The organism is Rhizobium sp. CFBP 8762 (assembly GCF_014841565.1).
Lineage (GTDB): Bacteria > Pseudomonadota > Alphaproteobacteria > Rhizobiales > Rhizobiaceae > CFBP-8762.
Genome location: NZ_JACYUD010000001.1, coordinates 961149 through 979246, shown reverse-complemented (window position 1 = coordinate 979246; position 18098 = coordinate 961149). Strand labels below are relative to the sequence as shown.

Genomic DNA, 18098 nt, shown 5'->3' with positions numbered 1-18098 from the left:
CATTGGTCGCACGGGTAAGTACAGTCGCATTTCAGGGCATTGAAGGCGTGCCGGTCGACGTTCAGGTGATGGTGGCACCGGGCAAAGTCGGCATTCAAATTGTCGGCCTGCCCGACAAGGCCGTTGCGGAAAGCCGGGAGCGGGTGCAAGCAGCGCTTCACGCCTCCGGGCTGGCCTTGCCGCCCAAGAAAATTACGATCAACCTTGCCCCGGCTGACTTGCCCAAAGAAGGCAGCCACTTCGATTTGCCGATCGCGCTTGGTCTTATGGCAGCGCTGGAGGCAATCCCGGCGCAGGCCCTTGCCAATTACGTGGTGATCGGGGAACTCAATCTCGATGGTACACTCGCTTTTGTTGCTGGCGCTCTTCCCGCCGCCATTGGCGCAAATACGCAAGGCAAAGGCCTGATTTGCCCGGAAGACAGCGGCGCTGAAGCCGCGTGGGCCGGTGCGAATATTGATATTCTGGCCCCTCGCAGCCTAATTGCGCTCGTCAACCATTTTCGTGGTACCCAGATTTTGACACGGCCCGAACCGGCCATGCGTGTTGCGCCCGAAAACATGCCGGATCTCGCTGATATCAAAGGACAGGAAAGTGCCAAACGCGCGCTGGAGGTGGCAGCGGCAGGCGGACACAATTTGCTCATGGTCGGTCCGCCCGGTTCCGGCAAGTCTATGCTGGCCGCGCGACTGCCATCCATTCTGCCGCCGTTGATGCCAGCCGAGCTTTTGGAAGTGTCCATGATCCACTCGATCGCCGGGCAGTTGTCTGGCGGAAAATTGTCGGATCGGCGTCCGTTTCGCACACCCCATCATTCGGCTACCATGGCCGCGTTGACCGGTGGCGGTCTTCGCGCCAAGCCGGGTGAGGCCTCGCTTGCCCATAATGGCGTGCTGTTTCTCGATGAATTCCCGGAGTTCTCGCCGCAGGCTCTGGATGCGCTGCGTCAGCCGTTGGAATCCGGCGAATGTATTATCGCACGCGCCAACCATCGCATTACGTATCCGGCCAATATTCAATTGATCGCTGCCATGAACCCGTGTCGTTGCGGCATGGCGGGGGAGCCGGGACATGTCTGCGCCCGTGGTTTGCGCTGCGTCACCGACTATCAGGCCCGTGTTTCTGGCCCGCTACTGGATCGGATCGACATCCGCATCGATGTGCCTGCGGTCTCCGCCAGTGATCTGATCCGGCCCTCACAGTCTGAAAGCAGCGCTGTGGTCGCCCGCCGGGTTGCCCGCGCCCGCGCTATTCAGCGCATGCGGTTTATGGGTCTCGGGTCTTCCCCAAGCCTCACCAACGCCAAATGCTCGACCAGCCAGATCGAGCAGATTGCAGCACCGGACCGAGAGGGAATGGCATTGTTGCAGGATGCGGCGGATAAAATGCGCTTTTCTGCGCGTGGCTATCACCGTGTTTTGAAAGTTGCGCGCACGCTGGCTGATCTGGATGGCGCGGAGACCGTCGGGCGCATTCATCTGGCAGAAGCGATTTCCTACCGCGTTGCGGGCGAGCGAATGCCCGCGGCGTCGTGACCCTTACAGCGCCGCGCGTCAAACGTGACGCGCAAAGGTCGCTGTAACAACTTAAATTACTGCACAATTCCTCAAGTCGATTCCGACTTAAGGAATTGTGGGGTACGCACTGATGCCACGCAGCGGCAAACGGATGACAATTTCGGCACCATGGGGGGCGTAGTTCGTTTCTGCTGTTCCGCCCAGCGTGCCGCTGATTCGTTTGATCAATGTAGAGCCGAACCCGTTGATGCCGGATGGTGCAGGTGCGGGACCACCTTTTTCTGACCAGTTGATACACACCGTCGGACACCCGTCGATGTCGCGGATGTCCCACAGCACGGAAAGCGTTCCCGCCGGCGCGGACAATGCGCCGTATTTGGCCGCATTGGTTCCCAACTCATGGAAGATCAGGCTGAGAACGACAATGGCTTGTCCAGAAACCGGTATAGCAGCGCCATGGGCAATCAGCCGTCCCGAATCCTGCACGCCGAAAGGGGCCAGGGCTTTGGAGAGAACGGCGGGCAGGGTCGCATCGTCCTTGCCAGCAAGCCCGCGCAGCAGCAGGTTGGAGCGACCCATGGCATCCAGTCGTTCCCGCAGCTTTGCGCCAAGTTCTTCCGGTGTTTTGGCATGGCGCTGCGACATGGAGATCACGGCATTCATGGTGGCGAAGATGTTCTTGATACGATGATCAAGTTCATTCACCATCACGTCCTGATAGTCGACAATCCGCTCCTTGTCCGCCTTGGCCCGTGCCTCTGCCTTGTAGGCCTTAGTCATGAGATGAATAAGGCCAAGGTCCACGAGAATGATGAACACGAAAAAACAGATGGCAATGGTTTTGCCGCTGTTCAACGCAAACGAATGGAACGGTGGAATAAAATAATACCACGCACTCAGGCCGCTCAAGGTTGCAACCAGACCCCCAAGCGGTACGCCGAACAGAAAGCCGGTAATGATGACTGCCGGAAAAAACGTGAGATAGGGAAAGCCCACGGGCAAATAGGGGTCCAGCAGAAACCGCGCGGCAAGAGCAATGGCAAAAATCAGCAGGGCAATGCTGATATGGACCGCCCGCTTTTGCGCCGGTACGGGCTGCTCCGATGCCTGGAAGGCAGGGAGTGCTGTAAACCACTTGGTGGCCAGGGTCATAAAGGACTCGTTAAAGAAATGCGCGCCGATGGTTTCGACGCGCTTTAATAGCACGTGATCGACTCCTACTGTAAATTGAGAGCAACGAAAAGAGTGCAAATCCCACGATTTATACGTGTGAGCAGGCAATCGTAGTTTGGCGTTACAAAACCGTAATTGGTGACCCAAGAATGCTCATAACCCGCCAACCAAAACCGACGGGCAGGTATAAGAAGTTATGCCAGCCCGTCGAAAAGGGCGGTGGACAAATACCGCTCAGCGAAGGACGGAATGATGACCAATATCGTTTTCCCGGCACTGTCTTCGCGCTGCCCCAGTTCTATGGCTGCCGCCAGTGCTGCACCCGAGGAGATGCCCACCGGCACACCTTCCAGACGTGCCACATGGCGGGCAGTTTCAATTGCGGTGTCATTTCCGACGGTAATAACCTCGTCATAAATGCCAGTATCGAGAATCTTGGGCGCGAAGCCCGCGCCAATGCCCTGAATCTTGTGGGGACCGGGGTTGCCGCCCGACAGGACCGGGGAATCTGCCGGTTCCACCGCAATGATTTGCAAATCCGGTTTCAGGCCTTTCAACACCTGACCCACACCCGTAATCGTGCCGCCAGTACCAATGCCGGCCACCAGAAAATCGATTCGGCCTTCCGTGTCGTTCCAGATTTCCTGTGCCGTGGTCTTGCGGTGAATTTCCGGATTGGCAGCATTTTCAAACTGTTGCGGAATAACGGCGTCGGGCAGGGTGGCAGCCAGTTCCTCGGCTTTGGCAATGGCGCCCTTCATGCCCTTTGGCGCTTCCGTCAGCACCAGTTCCGCGCCCAGCAGCGCCAGCATCTTGCGGCGCTCAATGGACATGCTTTCCGGCATGGTCAGAATCAACTTGTATCCCTTGGCTGCTGCTGCAAACGCCAATGCAATACCGGTATTGCCAGAGGTAGGCTCAATCAGCGTCGTTTTGCCGGGCGTGATTTTGCCATCGGCTTCCAGCGCCTCGATCATCGCCACACCAATGCGATCCTTGACCGACGAGATCGGATTGAAAAATTCAAGCTTTGCCAGCAGGGTGCCCTTCACGCCTTTGTCTCTGGCCAGCTTGTCCAGACGGACAATCGGCGTGTTGCCGATGGTTTCGGTAATCGACGAATAGATTCGGCCCCGGCCGGGCTTGGCGGTCTTAGACATACGGGTTTCCTTAGGCACACTAAAGTCTTTGTTCTATCGCATTGTCCTTGCGCTAAAAGCGCATGCGCTTTAGCTGGAAATGCTTCGAATATGCGCCCCACAGTGCATTTTACCACAGCAAATTAAAGCAAATTCATTTCCAAGCCGCTTGGATTGCCGGAAATTCCGTTCAATGCGCCCGCAGTGCAATGGAAATGGCGGTTGCTCCCAGAATGCTTGCCGCAAGCCGATTGAGCAACCGCAGCGTTCTTCCCTGTTTGACGACACCGCGCAAGCGGGAGGCAAGTGCGATATACGGCACGAACACCGCAGTTAAAATCGTCGCTGTCGCGAAGACGAGCAGCGTGTAATCCGCTGGTGTCAGTTGTTCGAGATCCAGAAGCGTAGGAAGCAGGGCCACGTAAAACAAAATGGTCTTGGGGTTGCCGAGTGTCAGCAGAAAGCCGCTGAGAAACGTTGCCCAGATGCGCATCGGCGGCTTAGCTTTGATGGTGTCCGGTGCAATGCCCTGCGACCACAATTTGTAGGCGATCCAAACCAGATACAGCGCACCCAGATATTTGATGATTAGAAAAACGGTGCCAAATGTCTGCGCAATAAAGGCCAGACCCAGAATGGCGGCAGTCAGGTAGAAGATGTCACCCAGAATGATACCAACCATCATCGGCAGCGTCGCAGCAAAACCTGATCCCAATGCGCGTGCCACCAGCGCCGTGATGCCGGGACCGGGTATGGCCGCTGCGATAAACAATGCTCCGCTATAAAGCAAAAGCCCCGCCAGACCCATGTCACCCCTCCTGCGCTCGGTGCAATATTGATGTCCTCTTATAAGCCAGTGGAGCCAAATCCGCCAGCGCCGCGCGCGCTGATGGAAACGCTCGTTTCTTCCAGCAGGCTCACACGATGGACAGGCGCAATCACCATTTGTGCAATCCGCATACCGCGCTCGATCACAAACGGTACATCTCCGTGATTAATGAGCAGCACCTGTACCTCTCCGCGATAATCACTGTCGATGGTGCCCGGCGTGTTGAGGCAGGTGATCCCGAATTTCAGCGCCAGACCGGATCGGGGGCGAACCTGTCCCTCAAACCCCTGCGGTATCTCGAAAATGAAACCCGTCGGAACCAGAGCACGATGTCCCGGCGGCAAGGTCAGCGGCTGATCAGCCGCGACGGCGGCCGTGAGATCGAAGCCGGCGGCACCAGCGGTGCCGTAAGCAGGCAGCGGCAGGTCAGCGCCATGGGGCAGACGGATAAGGGCGATTGAGGACGGTGATAGGGTCATGGTCTCGTCGTTTCCTCAATTGCGCTGCTCGTCAATTGCATCTGTCTCTGCGAACAGTTAGAAGACCGTCCATCAACAGGAATTTCTGATATCATGGCCGAAAGTCTCGCAGAGGCGGTATCCCGCCGTCGCACATTCGCGATTATCGCCCACCCCGATGCGGGTAAAACCACGCTGACTGAAAAGCTGCTGCTGTTTGGCGGCGCCATCCAGCTTGCCGGTGAGGTCAAAGCCAAGAAAGACCGCATCCAGACGCGGTCCGACTGGATGAAGATAGAGCGGGAGCGCGGCATCTCGGTTGTCACCTCCGTCATGACCTTCGAGTATAATGACGTGGTGTTCAACCTTCTGGATACGCCCGGTCACGAAGACTTCGCCGACGATACCTATCGTACACTGACAGCCGTGGATGCCGCTGTGATGGTGATCGATGCCGCCAAGGGTATTGAGCCGCGGACACTGAAACTGTTCGAAGTGTGCCGCCTGCGCGATATTCCCATTATCACTTTCGTCAACAAGATGGACCGCGAAAGCCGCGACATCTTCGAGATTCTGGACGAGGTGGAAGAAAAACTGGCGCTGGACACAGCACCGATCAACTGGCCGATCGGCCGCTCGCGCTCGTTCTGCGGCACGTATAATCTGAAACGCAACGAAGTGCGCGGCTCCGATAAGGAAGACCCTGTCGCAGTCAACGGGCCGCAGGCGGACGCCGCTGCCGGTCGTTTGCCGGAAAATGAACGTTCCGCCTTCATTGACGAGGTAGAACTGGCCCGCGAAGCCTGCCGCCCGTTCAACAAGCAGGCCTTTCTGGAAGGGCATATGACGCCGGTGTTCTTCGGCTCCGCGCTAAAGAATTTCGGCGTGCGGGATCTCATCAATGCTCTTGGGGATGTTGCGCCACCGCCGCGCGCGCAGGTCGCCGACGTGCGTACGGTGCAGGCCACAGACGAAAAAATGACGGCGTTTGTCTTCAAAATTCAGGCCAATATGGACCCCAACCACCGGGACCGCATTGCGTTTGTTCGCGTCTGCTCCGGCACACTGGAGCGCGGCATGAAGGCGCGCCTGTCGCGTACGGGCAAGCAGATGGGCCTCACCGCACCACAGTTCTTTTTTGCATCGCAGCGCCAGCTGGCGGACACGGCCTATGCGGGCGATGTGGTGGGCATTCCCAACCACGGCACCTTGCGCATCGGGGATACGCTGACAGAGGGGGAAAACCTTGTTTTCCACGGGGTGCCAAACTTCGCACCGGAAATTCTGCGCCGTGTTCGGCTGGAAGATGCGATGAAAGCCAAGAAGCTGAAAGAAGCTTTGCAGCAAATGGCCGAGGAAGGCGTGGTGCAACTGTTTTCGCCCGAAGATGGTTCGCCGGCTATCGTTGGTGTCGTGGGCGCGTTGCAGCTCGATGTTCTGAAAGAGCGGCTACAGGCCGAATACGGTCTTCCGGTCTCGTTTGAAATGTCGCGCTTTTCCATCTGCCGCTGGGTCTCATCGGACCAGCCCGGCGAACTCGAAAAGTTCGTGACCGCCAAGCGCGGGGATATTGCCCGCGATCTGGATGGCGATCCGGTGTTTCTGGCGCAGGACGGGTTCTCGCTCAATTACGAATCTGAGCGCTGGAAAGCGATCAAGATGATTGCAATCAAGGAATATCACGTCGCCAAGGCGGCGTGATATTGACATAGTCAGTCAATTATCCGGCGCGTGTGGCAAGTCCTTGATATCAAGGCTCCATGCCAGGGCCGAGCCGCACCATTTCTGCATTTTTGGCGACAGTTGCTGGCGCTGATTGATGGTGCCAACGCGGATGCCAATTCGTGCCGCCGCCTCGCCGGGTCCCGTCGCATACAGCGGCGAACCACAGTCTCCGCAAAACATTTGCAGGCGTATAGCACCCGATGAACCGGTCTTGTGGTAGGCTTTGGGCGTGCCGCGCACAATCGTAAACTGCTCCCGTCCGGTCAGTGCCGTCACGCGATAGGCGGTGCCCGTCAGGGCCTGACAGTCGGTGCAGTGGCAAATGGAGATTATCTCCGGGTCAATGTCGGCCTCATAGGCGATGGCACCGCAATGACACCCTCCGTCAATTCTCATGGTCGTGTCCTCGTTAACGCAATGTTACAGTTTTCATCCAATTATGGTTAATCAAGTGTAACTGATGGCAGACAGGATTTCGCATGTGTCGTTGGGCAGCCTATAAGGGGCAGCCGATCTTTCTGGAGGAACTGGTGTCATCACCAGCTCATTCGCTGATCGAGCAATCGCATTGTGCCACCCGTGCCAAAACGGCAACCAATGGAGATGGTTTCGGCATTGCGTGGTATGGCGAGCGCGAGGAGCCGGGCCGTTACCGCGATATTCTGCCAGCCTGGTCCGATTGTAATCTGAAAAGCATCGCCCGCCAGATTCGCTCACCCCTGTTTCTGGCCCATGTGCGCGCCGCAACCGGCGGCGGCACACGACGGGATAATTGCCATCCCTTTGTTCACGGTCGCTGGTCGTTCATGCACAATGGGCAGATTGCCGGTTTCGAGCATTTGCGCCGTCCGCTTGAAAATATGCTGGATGACGATCTCTACCGAGCGCGCACCGGCACCACAGATTCGGAGCTGATCTTTCTGCTGGCCTGTCAGTTTGGTCTGGATCGCGATCCGCTGGCCGCGATTTCGGAAACGCTGTCCTTCATTGAAAGACTGGCGCTTCATCTCGGTCGCGAAGCCCTGGTCAAGTTCACCGCGGCCTTTTCAAATGGGCAAACGCTGTACGCTGTGCGTTACGCCACAGACTGGAATGCACCGACCCTTTATGCGGCACCGGTAGGCCAAGGCAGCGGTTACTGCCTCGTCTCCGAGCCGTTGAACGATGAAGACAGCACGTGGCTGGAAATCCCCGATGGCTCTGCGGTTATCATCGGAGATAACGGCATCGACGTGAAGCTGTTTTCAACGGACACGGAGCATCCACGCACCATCAGCAAACGCGCTTAGAGCGCCGTTCTGATTGAATCAGAACGGCGCTCTTAACTCTTTATTCTGAAAGCATAATCTTTCTCGATCCTCGCTTCACTCCGGTCGGACTATGCTCTAAGCCCACTCTCCCTTGCGCATAACGGGAATCCGGCTTCCATCCGGTTTGAATCCATCCACATCGACCTTGCCGGAGCCAATCATCCAGTCGATATGAATCAGGCTGGAATTGCCGCCTTGCGCGGTAATTTGCTCTTGGGTCAACTCTGCGCCGCCCACGAAGCATTTGGAATAGCACTGCCCCAGCGCAATGTGGCTGGCGGCATTCTCATCAAACAGGGTGTTGAAAAACAACAGGCCGCTTTTTGAAATCGGTGATGAGTGCGGCACCAGTGCCACTTCGCCCAGACGGCTGGCACCCTCGTCGGTTTCCAGAACGCGTTTCAGCAAGTCCTCGCCCTTGCTGGCTTTGGCTTCGACAATGCGACCCTTTTCAAACCGCACGGAAATATTGTCGATCAACGTTCCCTGATGAGACAAAGGCTTGGTGCTGGTGACCGTTCCATCGACGCGACGGGCATGAGGGGTGGTAAAGACCTCTTCGGTCGGGATATTGGGATTGCAGACAATACCGTTCTTCGCCATGGAGGCGCCCCCGTGCCACTCATGCCCGTCGGCCAGTCCAATGGTGAGGTCGGTTCCGGGGCCAGTAAAGTGGAGGGACTGGAAGGCGTGCGCATTCAACCAGGCGGTGCGCTTGCCCAAAGCTGCATTGTGCTCTTCCCACGCGGCAATCGGGTCATCCTGATCGACACGAGAGGCCGCGAAAATTGCATTGGCAAGCTTCTCGACAGCAACCGCCTCTTCATCGCCGGGAAACATCTGGCGCGCCCAGGCCGGGTTGGGATAGGCAGTGATGTTCCAGTTGATATCGAAATTGGAGATTTTTTCGAGTGCCGGTTTGTAGGCAATGGAGTTGGCGCGATTGGCGCGCGCTACCTTTGCCGGGTCCTGTGCGGCCAGCAGCATGGGGTTGTCTCCGGCAATTGCCAGACGTGCTGCACCGTTGGCATAGGCTTTCGCCATGCCCTCATACAACCAGTCGGCCGCACGGTCGAAGCTCTCCTCTGGCGCATGGTGGTAACGGGCAAGCGTTGCTTCCTCGTCGGCGTAAAATGTGGTCACCAGCCCGGCTCCGGCGCGGTAGGCATGGGCTGTCACCGCCCGCACCAGTGGCAGCGCCACGATGGGCGCGGTGATCACCAGATCCTGCCCCCGTTTCAGCCGCAGGCCAACTTTGACGGCCACCTCCGCCAGACGATCAAGTTTGACGGGATCAACGGGGGTGGAGGAAGAAAGCGTCATGGGGGCCTGCCTGTTGCTGTTGGAGCGGATTTTTTACCATCAACCGGAAAGCAACGCAAAACATCTCCTCTTCGAACTTTAATTGCAATGTTAGGGCTTTCTTTATCGCTTTATGCAACTATTAAGAGAACTATTATGAGATATGTCCGTATATAGTGCATTGGTGTCGAGTAGGGGATGCGCATTGACCGTCAGAAAGGGTGACCTCCACAACCAGAATTGGGATGAAGCCGCACGTCTGGCCGCTCTCAATGCCTATGCCATACTGGATAGCGAGCAGGATGGCCCGTTCAAGAACATAACCACTATTGCTGCCAAACTGTTTTCCGTACCCACTGCATTTATCAGTCTGGTTGATGCCGATACGATACGGTTTCGTGCCGCCCACGGTATGGCACTGGCCGATACGGCGAGGGTTCCGGGCTTTTGCGGATCGGCTGTTCTGCAGGACAAGCCCTGGCTGGTCGTCAATGCCAGCGCCGATCAACGCGCGGCCGCCAATCCCCTGGTGACGGGCGCGCCGGGACTACAATTTTATCTCGGCATTCCGCTGATCACGCCCGAGGGCCACGCCATCGGCGTTCTCGGTGTTGCCGATCTGGTGCCGCGACGGCCAACCCGCAAGCAGATCGAACATCTGAAACACCTTGCCGCCGCCGTCATCGGACAGATGGAACTGCGCATGACCGCCCGCCAGGCCATTGCCGAGGCGACGCGCATGGTGGAAGAGAAGAATGCCGAACTCAGCCAAAGCAGGCTTCTCGCCCGCGAGATCGACCATCGTGTCATGAACAGCCTGCAACTCGTGTCGTCCATGCTGATGCTGCAGAGCCGTTCAGCAGAAAGCGCGGACACAGCGGAACAGCTTGCGGTTGCTTCCGGCCGTATCTCTGCGGTTGCCCGTTCCCACCAGCATATTTATCTCGCCGCCGATGCCGGTGCAGTGCGCGAAAACTGCCAGGCGTATTTACAGCGTCTTTGCCTGACCATTTCAGAGATTCTGCACTTCGCCGAGGGACGGCTGAACGTCGAAGGCGAGGCGCTGGATTTGCCGAGCGACAAGCTGGTGCCCATCGGCCTGATCGTCAACGAGCTGATCACCAATGCGGCCAAGCAGGGCGCAACCAACATCCGGGTCACCATCCAGCTTTCGGGAGAAAACCAGATCATGCTGCGTGTCAGTGACGATGGGCCCGGCTTGCCGACACATTTCAGCCTTGAGAACAGCAAAGGCCTCGGTATGAAGGTTATCAGCTCGCTCGCCCGTCAATTAAACGGCACATTGTCGGCTGAACGCTGCGATTGGTCTGATGGTGCCGCGTTTACGGTCGTCTTCACGGCACCGCAAAACGAGGATTTTACGCCGATCATCGCTTGATGCTCGTCCAGTGTGTTTTGCGCATTGTCATGACGTAAACCGCTGCACACTTTTGCTGTGCATACCCTAGCTGATGAGTGACACCGCTTTTGCGTTCAATGCCCGTTGCGCATCCGTGGGCAGTAGCCGCACTTGAAGGCCGCGCTGCCCGCCATTGATATAGACATAGGGATGGTCCAGGGCGGCAATTTCGATTGCGGTCGGCACGGTCTTTTTTTGGCCGAAGGGGCTGATGCCACCGACATGATAGCCGGTCAGCCGTTCTGCATCGGCAGGCTTCATCATATGAGCGGATTTGGCATTAAATGCACTGGCAAGCTTCTTCATGCTTACCTCGCAATCGGACGGTACGATCACGCAAACCGGTTTGCCATCGGCCTCTGCCATCAAGGTCTTCAAAACACAGGCCGGGTCTTCGCCCAGAGCCTCAGCCGCTTGCAGGCCGATGCGTTCAGCATTGCCGTCATAGGCATAGCTGACGGGGGTAAAGGATACACCCGCGTTGGTCAGCGCAAGAGTCGCGCGCGTGCTTTTTGACATTGCTCAGCTCGGTAATGTTCTATCCGATGTGTGAAAACAGGCTTTCATATTCCGTGGGCTTGAAACCGATCCGGGTCTCACCGTTCGCCTCCAGAACCGGCCGTTTAATCATGGACGGCTGGGCCATCATCAACGCAATGGCCTTTGCTTCATCCAGATCCTGCCGATCGGCTTCCGGTACTTTGCGAAACGTGGTGCCGGCGCGGTTCAGCACAGTTTCCCACCCAGCCGTCGCGCACCAGCGCTTCAAGGTTGCTTCGTCAATGCCAGCGGTCTTGTAATCGTGAAACGCATAGGCGACGCCCTGGCCATCCAGCCAGGCACGCGCCTTTTTCATGGTATCGCAGGCTTTGATCCCATAGATCGTCGCGGTCATGCTTATGGGCATGGGACAAGCCTATTCGTTGATCAGGCGCTTCAGAAGCTCAATTTCGTGCGACAGCTTGCTGTCACCAGAAATCAGCTCTTCGATCTTGCGCACCGCATGCAACACCGTGGTGTGATCGCGACCACCGAATCGGCGACCGATTTCCGGGAAAGAACGCGGCGTCAGTGCCTTGGCCAGATACATGGCGATCTGGCGTGGCTTGACGATGACGCGGGTGCGGCGGTTCGACACCAGTTCCTGACGTGAAACGTTGTAGTGCTTGGCGACAACGCGCTGAATGTCTTCGATTCGCACACGCTTCGGCTCTCCGGCGCTGACCAGATGGCCAAGCAGTTCGTCCACACGCTCCAGGCTCAGGGTCGGCTCGAACGAGCGGCGGAACAGCAACTGGTTGAAAGCGCCTTCCAGTTCACGGCCACTGGCTGTGATGTTGCGGGCAACGTGGCTGAGGATCTCAACCGGAATATCCAGAGAGCCATCTTCCATCTGCGCAACTTCAAGGCGACGCTTGAGAATCTCAAGACGCATCTCGTAATCCGGGCCTTCCATCTCGATGGCAACGCCACCCTGCAGGCGCGAACGCACGCGCGGGTCCAGCGATTCCAGTTCCCAAGGCGCACGGTCGGCTGCAACCACGACCTGCTTGGCCGAATCGAGCAGCATGTTCAACAGGTGGCAGAATTCGTGCTGAATGGACTTGCCCTGCAGGAACTGCATGTCGTCAATGATCAGAAGATCGATATTGCGCAGGGTTTCTTTCAGCGAAAGGGCATCATTGTCGCGGATGGCGGTGGCAAAGCGCCACATGAAATATTCGGCTGTCAGATAGACCACACGCGGTGCGCGCGGGCTCTGGATCGCGGCACTGGCGATGGCTTGCAACAGGTGGGTTTTGCCGAGCCCAACGCTTGAATGAATGAACAGGGGATTGAAGCGCACAGCACCCGCACCGGCTTCCGCAATGGTTTTGGCGGCTGCCATCGCAACGCGGTTGGAAGATCCTTCGACAAAACTATCGAAGGTGTAGCGCGGATCGAGCGGTGAGCCGAACAGGGGACCGGCAACCGGCGCGCGGCCCGGAGAAGACAGCGGCGCCGTCGTTGCCATGGAAATGGACTGGACAGTGTTGCGGCGCGGGCTTGCGTTTGCGGGCGCTTCGATGGCAGGCATGACCGCGTCTTCGCTGACGATCGGGCGGGCACCTCGGGCAGCGGTGCGCACCAGAATTTCCACCTTCAGGATCTCGCCATCCTCTTCCTGAAACAGGGCGGTGATGATGTCGAGATAGCGGTTGTTGATCCAAGATTTCAGGAAGGTTGTCGGCACCGACAGGCGCACGACGCTCTTGGACACCGAATGAAGCTTCAGGCGACCGAACCAGCTTGCAAAAACATCGGGACCAACTTGAGCTTTCAGCCGCGCACTTACCCGTTCAAATAGTGCGTCCTGCTGTGTCACGCCTGTTCCCCCTATTGTTTCTTGTTTCGAAACCGCAGTTCCGTCGTTCGCAAAAGCATCCGCCGCCATTACATTCATTCGCATAGTGCCGCCTTCCAATACCAGTCTCGTGTGGTGTGCCACCACCACGCTTTATCGAACGTGCAGCCTGATCTGAACCAGCACGTCTTTCACGCTTCAGATATGCCCGGTGCTACCTGCCGCAAACCGCAAAACCGCAACGCGGCTCATCGGTCAGTGGTCGTTTTGTCTTTGGCTGGTACAACCCGGTTATCCGCATGGAATCGGTACTCCTGTTACTCTTTACGCAAACGCCGACCGGTCAGGGTCAGCGCCTCTACTCATACACAACTGTGCAGCCATCCTGAATTCAGGCCGCAAGAAGCCTCGTCCAAACAGTTGCCCGTTTGGGTGAAGCCTCACACTCAAATGATGAAACGAGATGGACACACCCCGTTACACAGGTCGATCACAGCGGGTAACCGCTCTGCCGGACAGCTTGAACTGTCACTCACGCCGCCCATCCACAAACGGCGTCGTCAGACGTATCCGTGGTGGGCCGCGCCCTGTGAAATGTATTTAGTCAGGATCAGGGGGTGAGATCAATCGTGATTTTTGGCGACAATCTGAGGCCGGGCGTTGACTCTTAAACTGCGTCCTGCATGGCCCAAGGGGCATTGAAGAAGAATCGCTTATGAATCAATGGCTTTGAAATTTTCAGCAATGAGCAGGGGAGAAAATCGGCCAAAAATAAAAATTCGCTTGACTCTGTTTTCGCCGCAATGTGCTGGCCGCACCGGCACGGGATCATGACCTTCTCGGACAAGTCGTTGTTTTTGATCAAAAATTCCTGTCACGGAATTGTCGTCATATCAGCCCTGAAATGGTCTTAACCGTTAACCATAACGCTGACGTATGCCCAGAATCGGAAAAGCCCGATCAAAGATCGGGCTGGCATATTCCGTCAGTTTTAGCAGGTTAAGCAGAGATTGCTTTAACCCGGCTGGCAAGGCGCGAAATCTTGCGCGACGCTGTGTTGAAGTGCACAACGCCCTTGGAAGCAGCGCGCATCAACTCTGGCTGGCATGCACGCAGGGCTTCCTGCGCGACAGCCTGGTCGCCGGTCAGGATTGCCTCTTCAACCTTACGGATGAAACCACGAACGCGCGAGCGACGGGCTTTGTTAACTTCAGTACGGCGGGCGATTTTACGAGTCGCCTTTTTCGCCGAAGATGTATTGGCCATGGATGCCTCTCCGAAAATTCTGCCACAACTCCCACCATGCCGCGTCTGGTCATCATGACCTGCCGTTCCAAGCACAAGGGGAGAATTACGAAAAGCCGGATTGGCTTTTCAAACCGTGGGCGGCGTATAGCCTGTAAGCGGCCACCAGTCAACGCGCATTTTTACGGCATCGCGCCAAAGTTGACCGCCCAAACGCCTTATGTCTGGCAGGTCGGGCAGTAAAAGGTCGAGCGGCCAGTCTGCACAATGCGTGTAACCGTACCACCGCAGCCTGCACGGCGGCAAGGCTTGCCCTCCTGATCATACACAGAGAAGGTGTGCTGGAAGTAGCCCAGAGACCCATCCGTCTGGATATGGTCGCGCAGCGACGAGCCACCGGCGGCAATGGCATCGGCAATCACATCCCGGATGGACTGGGTGAGAACGGCCAGCGCCGGTTTGGCCTTGCCCTTCGTGTCCACCAACGCGCCGGCTGGTGTGAGCGGCGAGAGTGCTGCCCGCCACAGGGCCTCGCACACATAGATATTGCCAAGGCCCGCAATGTTTTTCTGGTCCAGAAGGGCGGCTTTCAAGGGCTGGCTTTTGCCGGCAAAGCGCGTGGCCAGAATCGTTTCATCCAGCAGGTTGCCGGTCGGCTCCGCGCCCATGCCGCGAAAAAAGGCGTGACCGGAGAGATCAGCGTGGCGGGCAATATCCATGAAGCCGAAGCGGCGCGGGTCATTATAGACCACCCGTCCGCGTCCAGCCGGACTTTGAAGATGAAACACGACATGATCGTGCTTCTCATCCTTGCCGCGCGGCATGTGGAAAATGCCCGGCGTCTCTGCTTCCGCTGCATCCATTTCCACGCGAAACGAGCCGGACATGCCGAGATGGGCGATGATATCGTCACCATTCTCCAGCTCGATCAGCAGATATTTGGCTCGGCGCGACAACGCGACGATCCGTTGACCGGTGATTCTATCCACGAAATCCGGCGGGAAGGGAAAGCGCAGGTCTGCCCGGCGCAGTTCCGCCTTGGTCAGCACAGCGCCTTCCATGGCTGGTGCCAGCCCCCGGCGTACGGTTTCCACTTCCGGCAATTCCGGCATATCGGTCACTCCAGCTTATTCGTTAGAATTGCCAAAACGGCTTTCGCCTTTTTAAAGGGTTTGGCGTATAACCCGCGACAACCTGCGGCATTGAAGAGGTAGGTATTGGTCTCCATATCCGCTATAGCCAAGCGTATATGAGCGTTTAAACGGAGTGTCAAAATGACTGGGCAGCGCATTTCAGCCGATGGTGGTATGGAAACATCCTATGGCTTTCGCCAGGTCAACGAAGGTGAGAAACAAACCCTCGTCAATGACGTCTTCCACAAGGTGGCCAAGCGCTACGATATCATGAACGATGTCATGTCGATGGGGATGCACCGGGTCTGGAAGGACTCCATGATTGCCGCGCTCAACCCGCGCAAATCCAGCGATTATCGCGTGCTTGATGTGGCCGGTGGCACCGGTGATATTGCGTTTCGTATCGTTGAGGCTTCTGATCGCCAAGCCCACGCAACGGTGCTGGATATCAATGGCTCCATGCTCGCGGTGGGTGCCGAGCGCGCGGGTAAAAAGGGTCTTTCGGACAACCTCACCTTTGTCGAGGCCAATGCCGAAGACCTGCCGTTTGAGAACAATTCATTTGATGCCTACACGATAGCTTTCGGCATTCGCAATGTGCCGCGTATCGATGTGGCGCTGAGTGAGGCGTACCGCGTGTTGAAGCGCGGCGGGCGTCTGCTGGTGCTGGAGTTTTCCGAGGTCGATCTGCCGTTGCTCGATACGGTCTACGATACGTGGTCGTTCAACGCGATTCCCAAATTCGGCCAGATGATCACCGGCGATGCGGAGCCCTACCAGTATCTGGTGGAATCGATCCGCAAATTCCCCAATCAGAAAGACTTTGCCGCGATGATCACCAAGGCCGGGTTCTCCCGCGTGCAGTTCACCAACTATACCGGCGGTATTGCGGCGTTGCACTCCGGCTGGAAACTCTAGGCGTATGAGCACATTTGGCGCATATGCGCGATTGATCCGCATTGGCTGGGTGCTGGCGCGAGAAGGTGTTATAACCGCGCTGCCATCCGAAAATCTCCCCGCACTCGCGCGGCTGGGCCAATCGGCTGCCGGGTTGCTGGCCAAGCCCCGCGCCAAAAAGCAGGAGAGAAGCGACCGGCTGGCCCGCGCCGTTGGTCGTCTCGGCCCGTCCTACGTCAAGATCGGCCAGTTTCTGGCGACCCGGCCCGATGTGGTGGGTGCCGATTTTGCTGCCGATCTGGCGTTTCTGCAAGACAGCATGGCAACCTTCCCGATGGCGGATGCGGTGGCGACCATTGAGGGTGCCCTTGGCCGCCCGGTCGGTGAACTCTATACCCGGCTTGACCCGCCGATTGCGGCAGCATCCATGGCGCAGGTTCATCCGGCGTTCGTGCTGCGCGATGGCCGCGAGGAAAAGGTGGCCGTCAAGGTCATTCGCCCCGGCGTGCGCCAGCGTTTCGCCAATGATCTGGAAGCCATGTATGCCGTCTCGCATTTGCAGGAGCGTTTTGTGCCCCATTCCCGGCGTCTGCGCCCGGTCGAGGTCACGCGCACGCTGGAGCAGACCACCAAGGTGGAGATGGATTTGCGGCTGGAAGCTGCAGCCCTGTCGGAACTCGGTGAAAATACCGCCGACGATCCCGGCTTCCGTGTGCCCAAGGTCGATTGGGAACGCACGGGCCGCGATGTCGTGACGATGGAATGGATCGACGGCGTGAAGATGTCGGATGTCGAGGGGCTGAAACGCGCCGGACACGATCTGAACAGGCTTGCCGATACACTGATCCAGTCTTTTCTGCGCCATACGCTGCGCGATGGATTTTTCCATGCCGATATGCATCAGGGCAATCTGTTTGTGGACCCGACCGGCGTTATCGTCGCGGTCGATCTTGGCATCGCTGGGCGGTTGGGCCCGAAGGAGCGGCGGTTTCTGGCGGAAATTCTCTACGGCTTTATCACCCGCGATTATCGCCGTGTGGCGGATGTGCATTTTGAAGCGGGCTATGTGCCGGGGCATCATAATGTCGCGAGCTTTGCGCAGGCGATCCGCGCCATCGGCGAGCCGATCCACGGCCAGCCCGCCGAAACCATCTCCATGGCCAAACTGCTGACACTTCTGTTTGAAGTGACGGAACTGTTCGATATGGAAACCCGCACCGAACTGGTGATGCTGCAAAAAACCATGGTGGTGGTGGAAGGCGTTGCCCGCTCGCTCAACCCGCGTTTTAACATGTGGAAAGCCTCCGAGCCGGTGGTCGGACAATGGATTGCCGACAATCTCGGGCCCAAGCGCATCATCACCGATCTCAAGGCCAGCCTCCACGCCGCCGTGCGGCTCGCCGAAGCTGCCCCCGAAATTGCCGCCAAGACCGAAGCCTTTTCGCGCGAGGTCACCCTCATGGCGGAGCACGGCTTGCGGTTCGATCCGCTGACGGCGCAGGCTATCGGCAAGGCCGAGGCGCGCCACACACGCTCGGGCCGTGTAGCCTTGTGGGTGATTGCGGGTCTGTTGGCCTATATTGCTTACCTGATATCGTGACCTGCC

17 protein-coding genes are annotated in these 18098 nt (G+C 57.6%); 6 read left to right on the top strand and 11 right to left on the bottom strand.

Annotation, left to right across the window (positions count from 1 at the left end; translation table 11 throughout):
- The first annotated feature begins 2 nt into the window (after positions 1-2).
- Positions 3-1535 (top strand): YifB family Mg chelatase-like AAA ATPase, encoded by a 1533-nt coding sequence (locus IFT84_RS04690; RefSeq protein WP_192117432.1) that lies wholly within the window; start codon positions 3-5, stop codon positions 1533-1535.
- Positions 1536-1622: 87 nt separating this feature from the next.
- On the opposite strand, the gene IFT84_RS04685 is transcribed toward IFT84_RS04690, so the two are convergent.
- From IFT84_RS04685 to dut, 4 genes are all read right to left on the bottom strand, one after another.
- A complete protein-coding gene (locus IFT84_RS04685; RefSeq protein ID WP_206757388.1) occupies positions 1623-2669 on the bottom strand; it encodes a sensor histidine kinase in 1047 nt (348 codons plus the stop codon).
- Positions 2670-2884: 215 nt separating this feature from the next.
- A complete protein-coding gene (cysK, locus tag IFT84_RS04680) occupies positions 2885-3850 on the bottom strand; it encodes a cysteine synthase A (protein WP_192117430.1) in 966 nt (321 codons plus the stop codon).
- 169 nt (positions 3851-4019) lie between these two features.
- On the bottom strand, positions 4020-4637 hold the full coding sequence (locus IFT84_RS04675) for a LysE family translocator (protein WP_192117429.1): 618 nt from the start codon (positions 4635-4637) through the stop codon (positions 4020-4022).
- A 38-nt stretch (positions 4638-4675) separates the two neighbouring features.
- The gene (gene dut, locus IFT84_RS04670) at positions 4676-5137 is read right to left on the bottom strand and encodes a dUTP diphosphatase (RefSeq protein WP_192117428.1); all 462 of its coding nucleotides are present in this window, start codon (positions 5135-5137) and stop codon (positions 4676-4678) included.
- A gap of 93 nt (positions 5138-5230) precedes the next feature.
- Between dut and IFT84_RS04665 the strand changes: the two genes are divergently transcribed.
- Positions 5231-6817: a peptide chain release factor 3 gene (locus tag IFT84_RS04665; RefSeq protein ID WP_192117427.1), complete on the top strand. Its 1587-nt coding sequence runs from the start codon at positions 5231-5233 to the stop codon at positions 6815-6817.
- A 15-nt stretch (positions 6818-6832) separates the two neighbouring features.
- Here IFT84_RS04665 and IFT84_RS04660 read toward each other — a convergent pair whose 3' ends face one another.
- Positions 6833-7237 carry a GFA family protein gene (locus IFT84_RS04660; RefSeq protein WP_192117426.1) on the bottom strand — a complete coding sequence of 135 codons (405 nt, stop codon included), beginning with the start codon at positions 7235-7237 and terminating at the stop codon, positions 6833-6835.
- 83 nt (positions 7238-7320) lie between these two features.
- Between IFT84_RS04660 and IFT84_RS04655 the strand changes: the two genes are divergently transcribed.
- A complete protein-coding gene (locus IFT84_RS04655) occupies positions 7321-8130 on the top strand; it encodes a class II glutamine amidotransferase (RefSeq protein WP_192117425.1) in 810 nt (269 codons plus the stop codon).
- A 96-nt stretch (positions 8131-8226) separates the two neighbouring features.
- On the opposite strand, the gene IFT84_RS04650 is transcribed toward IFT84_RS04655, so the two are convergent.
- Positions 8227-9474, bottom strand: a complete 1248-nt coding sequence (locus IFT84_RS04650; protein WP_192117424.1) for an aminopeptidase — start codon at positions 9472-9474, stop codon at positions 8227-8229.
- Between the two features lie 184 nt (positions 9475-9658).
- Here IFT84_RS04650 and IFT84_RS04645 point away from each other — a divergent pair, with 184 nt between their 5' ends.
- The gene (locus IFT84_RS04645; protein WP_192117423.1) at positions 9659-10852 is read left to right on the top strand and encodes a sensor histidine kinase; all 1194 of its coding nucleotides are present in this window, start codon (positions 9659-9661) and stop codon (positions 10850-10852) included.
- Between the two features lie 66 nt (positions 10853-10918).
- Here IFT84_RS04645 and ybaK read toward each other — a convergent pair whose 3' ends face one another.
- From ybaK to mutM, 5 genes are all read right to left on the bottom strand, one after another.
- The gene (ybaK, locus tag IFT84_RS04640; RefSeq protein ID WP_192117422.1) at positions 10919-11392 is read right to left on the bottom strand and encodes a Cys-tRNA(Pro) deacylase; all 474 of its coding nucleotides are present in this window, start codon (positions 11390-11392) and stop codon (positions 10919-10921) included.
- Positions 11393-11411: 19 nt separating this feature from the next.
- Complete coding sequence (locus IFT84_RS04635; RefSeq protein ID WP_192117609.1) at positions 11412-11768, bottom strand: ArsC family reductase; 357 nt, start codon at positions 11766-11768, stop codon at positions 11412-11414.
- Positions 11769-11789: 21 nt separating this feature from the next.
- Positions 11790-13238: a chromosomal replication initiator protein DnaA gene (gene dnaA / locus IFT84_RS04630; protein ID WP_446737565.1), complete on the bottom strand. Its 1449-nt coding sequence runs from the start codon at positions 13236-13238 to the stop codon at positions 11790-11792.
- A 978-nt stretch (positions 13239-14216) separates the two neighbouring features.
- Positions 14217-14483: a 30S ribosomal protein S20 gene (gene rpsT / locus IFT84_RS04620; RefSeq protein WP_192117420.1), complete on the bottom strand. Its 267-nt coding sequence runs from the start codon at positions 14481-14483 to the stop codon at positions 14217-14219.
- A 197-nt stretch (positions 14484-14680) separates the two neighbouring features.
- Positions 14681-15574: a bifunctional DNA-formamidopyrimidine glycosylase/DNA-(apurinic or apyrimidinic site) lyase gene (mutM, locus tag IFT84_RS04615; RefSeq protein WP_192117419.1), complete on the bottom strand. Its 894-nt coding sequence runs from the start codon at positions 15572-15574 to the stop codon at positions 14681-14683.
- Positions 15575-15736: 162 nt separating this feature from the next.
- On the opposite strand from mutM, the gene ubiE reads away from it, so the two are divergent.
- Both ubiE and ubiB read left to right on the top strand, forming a co-directional pair.
- Positions 15737-16513 (top strand): bifunctional demethylmenaquinone methyltransferase/2-methoxy-6-polyprenyl-1,4-benzoquinol methylase UbiE, encoded by a 777-nt coding sequence (gene ubiE / locus IFT84_RS04610; RefSeq protein ID WP_192117418.1) that lies wholly within the window; start codon positions 15737-15739, stop codon positions 16511-16513.
- A gap of 4 nt (positions 16514-16517) precedes the next feature.
- Positions 16518-18092 (top strand): 2-polyprenylphenol 6-hydroxylase, encoded by a 1575-nt coding sequence (ubiB, locus tag IFT84_RS04605; protein ID WP_192117417.1) that lies wholly within the window; start codon positions 16518-16520, stop codon positions 18090-18092.
- The last annotated feature ends 6 nt before the right edge of the window (positions 18093-18098 follow it).

Coding starts and splice junctions, on each gene's coding strand:
- ubiB (WP_192117417.1), top strand. CDS start 16,518: ATGAGCACATTTGGCGCATATGCGCGATTGATCCGCATTGGCTGGGTG.
- IFT84_RS04650 (WP_192117424.1), bottom strand. CDS start 9,474: ATGACGCTTTCTTCCTCCACCCCCGTTGATCCCGTCAAACTTGATCGT.
- ubiE (WP_192117418.1), top strand. CDS start 15,737: ATGACTGGGCAGCGCATTTCAGCCGATGGTGGTATGGAAACATCCTAT.
- IFT84_RS04675 (WP_192117429.1), bottom strand. CDS start 4,637: ATGGGTCTGGCGGGGCTTTTGCTTTATAGCGGAGCATTGTTTATCGCA.
- IFT84_RS04685 (WP_206757388.1), bottom strand. CDS start 2,669: ATGACCCTGGCCACCAAGTGGTTTACAGCACTCCCTGCCTTCCAGGCA.
- dut (WP_192117428.1), bottom strand. CDS start 5,137: ATGACCCTATCACCGTCCTCAATCGCCCTTATCCGTCTGCCCCATGGC.
- ybaK (WP_192117422.1), bottom strand. CDS start 11,392: ATGTCAAAAAGCACGCGCGCGACTCTTGCGCTGACCAACGCGGGTGTA.
- mutM (WP_192117419.1), bottom strand. CDS start 15,574: ATGCCGGAATTGCCGGAAGTGGAAACCGTACGCCGGGGGCTGGCACCA.
- IFT84_RS04655 (WP_192117425.1), top strand. CDS start 7,321: ATGTGTCGTTGGGCAGCCTATAAGGGGCAGCCGATCTTTCTGGAGGAA.
- IFT84_RS04635 (WP_192117609.1), bottom strand. CDS start 11,768: ATGACCGCGACGATCTATGGGATCAAAGCCTGCGATACCATGAAAAAG.
- rpsT (WP_192117420.1), bottom strand. CDS start 14,483: ATGGCCAATACATCTTCGGCGAAAAAGGCGACTCGTAAAATCGCCCGC.
- IFT84_RS04660 (WP_192117426.1), bottom strand. CDS start 7,237: ATGAGAATTGACGGAGGGTGTCATTGCGGTGCCATCGCCTATGAGGCC.
- IFT84_RS04665 (WP_192117427.1), top strand. CDS start 5,231: ATGGCCGAAAGTCTCGCAGAGGCGGTATCCCGCCGTCGCACATTCGCG.
- cysK (WP_192117430.1), bottom strand. CDS start 3,850: ATGTCTAAGACCGCCAAGCCCGGCCGGGGCCGAATCTATTCGTCGATT.